Source organism: Paenibacillus sp. A3 (assembly GCF_001399685.1).
In the GTDB taxonomy this organism is placed as follows: domain Bacteria; phylum Bacillota; class Bacilli; order Paenibacillales; family NBRC-103111; genus Paenibacillus_G.
The window spans coordinates 1-2,677 of the sequence record NZ_JTHN01000417.1 but is presented as its reverse complement, the minus strand read 5'-3'; the positions used below and the strand labels follow the sequence as shown (position 1 = coordinate 2,677).

The 2,677-nt window shown below is 57.2% G+C and carries 4 protein-coding genes; 3 read left to right on the top strand and 1 reads right to left on the bottom strand.

Going from position 1 to position 2,677, the window contains the following annotated elements:
* Positions 1-534: DMT family transporter (locus QJ48_RS35080; RefSeq protein ID WP_237763167.1), on the bottom strand; the 534-nt coding region annotated here is incomplete at its 3' end.
* 208 nt (positions 535-742) lie between these two features.
* Here QJ48_RS35080 and QJ48_RS35075 point away from each other — a divergent pair.
* From QJ48_RS35075 to QJ48_RS35070, 3 genes are all read left to right on the top strand, one after another.
* Positions 743-1,267: a hypothetical protein gene (locus QJ48_RS35075; RefSeq protein ID WP_054977836.1), complete on the top strand. Its 525-nt coding sequence runs from the start codon at positions 743-745 to the stop codon at positions 1,265-1,267.
* A 180-nt stretch (positions 1,268-1,447) separates the two neighbouring features.
* Entirely contained in the window at positions 1,448-1,591 is a 144-nt protein-coding gene (locus QJ48_RS37245) for a hypothetical protein (RefSeq protein ID WP_157261890.1), read from the top strand.
* Between the two features lie 123 nt (positions 1,592-1,714).
* Positions 1,715-2,494, top strand: a complete 780-nt coding sequence (locus tag QJ48_RS35070; protein ID WP_054977835.1) for a (S)-benzoin forming benzil reductase — start codon at positions 1,715-1,717, stop codon at positions 2,492-2,494.
* Positions 2,495-2,677: the final 183 nt, after the last annotated feature.

The window sequence follows — 2,677 nt, the reverse complement described above, 5'->3', positions numbered from 1 at the left end:
CTTCCGCCTCGCTTTTGGCCCGGGGGAGTTTGCGCGGCCTCCCCCCCCTTTCGGCGCGGGGCCCAGCAGGTCGCCGAGCAGCGCTTCCCCGGTCAGCCCCCAGCCGCCCCATCCGATCATGGCCGCGCCCAGAATCGCAACCGCCATGCTGAGCACAGCTAGCAGATTCGTTCGTTGACCGAGGAACAGGCACGCGCCGATCAGGACGAAGACAGGCTCCAGCGAGAGGATCGCGGTCGAGCTTGCGACCGTCGTCAGGTTGAGCGATTCCATCCAAAACAAGAAATGGAGGCCGAGCGCAACGCCGGACCAGAACAGGCCCGCCCAGTCGTTTAGGCGCAGCTGCGCCACCTCGCGGCGGTAACGCAGCAGCAAAGGCAGCAAGATCGCAGCGGTCAGCAGCAGCCGGTACATGGCAATGACCGAGGACGAAGCATTCGACCAGCGGACAAAAATCGCTGAAAAAGAAATCGCAACGATGCCGATCACAAGCAGAAGCGGCAAAGGAACGGGAAAACGTTTCGCAGCATTCATCAGGCTAACTCTCCATTTCATAACGGTCGGTGACAGGCACATTGCTCTATTATAGCACCGGATTCGAGACTCTTACAGGGTCAGAATTGAAAAATCGGGCAAAGCGTGAGAAAGTCTGCAAAGTTGGACTTTTATTCCCAATTGTGATATGAAAGAATGTAGGCCGGACTTAGGAACGGACGCATCACAATAGGGGGGAATTGGAAATATGTCCCGGCGTTTTGTTATCGAGGCGGTGCTTGTAGCCGTATATGGCGAACTCATGGCGCCAAGCCGCCCGGTGGAATATTTGATTCCGTATTCGACGATATTGGAATTATACGAGATGAAAGACAGCCCCGAGCCGGTCATGCCGGACACGGATGACGACGCTCATGTCAAAGGAAAAATCGGGGAGCTCATCGCCTTTTTCGACGACTCGTTCAATAAGAAGAAGCTGGAGCGTGCGCTTGTCGCCCCATGGCGGCCAAGCCCGCCGCTGCCGATCAACGAGAATGTGACGTTCACGGTCATCAATGCCGTGGATAATGCCCAATATGGGGAATCGTTCGATCCGATCGAAACCGAGGTCGTGCTGACCTCCCTGCGGGAGAAAGCACCTATTTTGACGGACCAGCTTGAATTGATGGAGAAAATCATTCAGGCCGAGGTTCCCGTTCAAGTGTACGACGTGTACGATTTTGAATTCGCCGTCGAAGACGGGATTACCGCAGACGATTTGATGAAGCCGTAACCGCATCGTGTTCAGCGGTCCAATGCATGCCGGAATCCCGATCGAGGGGTGCCGCCGGCGACAGGTCAACCGGATTTGCCCGGTTGGCTTTTTTGCTTTTTTTCGTGCTGGCTGTCACAAACCGGCCCCTCCGTTCGCCATAAGGGTAGAATGCGAAAAAGAACGGGAGGGTGGGTCTGGATGCGCCAATGGGGGATGTACCTGATTTTGACCGGAAAGGCGGGATTGTTCGTCCGGAATGCGACATGGGATTCGGCAAGCTTGATCGGCGGCGATCTCCGACACAAGCTGGCAGAGCGGCATGCAGCAAAAGCTGAAATTTAATCCAATCGATGGTACAATAGAAATAGGACCATAGCGAGGTTCCCCTTCAGGTTAACGTGCTCTTGCTGCGATGCGGCATCACGTCGGGCTGGAAGGGGAGTTTTTTGTGGAAGGAGAACCTAGATGAAAGGATATGTTGTGACCGGCGCTTCCAAAGGGTTAGGACTGGCGCTGACCAACCGCTTGCTCGCTGCCGGGCACCGCGTCATCGGAATTTCACGGACCGCTGCGGATTCGGCGGAAGCCGGCGACCGTGCGGACGGAGCTGCAGCCCGGAGGAAGGCCGAGCATTATGCATACGATCTGAAACGCGTGGACGGAATAGAGGAACTGATCGCGACTGTCGTCCGATCGCTTGAAAAGGAGCCGCTCGACGCCATCACGCTGATCAATAACGCAGGCATGCTGGAGCCAATCATGCCGCTGGATCAGGCCGATAGTCTCACGCTGACGGAGCAGATGAACGTCAACCTTCTGGCCCCGATGCTGCTGATGTCCGCTTTTATCCGGGCGACGGAGGATTGGCCCGCCTCGACGGCCAGAACGATCGTCAATATTTCTTCCGGCGCGGGGAAAAAGCCGTATTTCGGCTGGAGCGGCTACTGCGCCACCAAGGCCGGGCTGGATATGCTGACGCGCTGCGTCGGGCTGGAGCGAGGCGACGGGCCGCGAGCGGTGAAGGTCGTCTCGATCGCGCCCGGCGTCGTGGATACGGGCATGCAGGAGCTGATCCGCGGGACGGAACCTGACCGGTTCCCGGAGGTGGAGCGCTTTGTAGGGCTGAAGCAAACGGGCGGACTGTATACGCCGGATGAGGCGGCTGAGCGAATCATAAACGTGGTGGAGGGCGGACGGTTCGCTCAGGGCGACGTGCTGGATATCCGCCATTTGCCGCAGGCGTAAAGCCATGCTGCGAAAGGGGAAGTTACCTTGTTTGACCCGACGATATTCGATAATTTGAAAGTAGTGCTCGAAGGACATTTGTACGATTTGGATGCGGAGCAAACGATCCGGGTCATCGGCCGGGAGGATTTCATCGATCTGGCCAGCATGAAACGGATATTCAGCATGCGCATCCGACGCGAT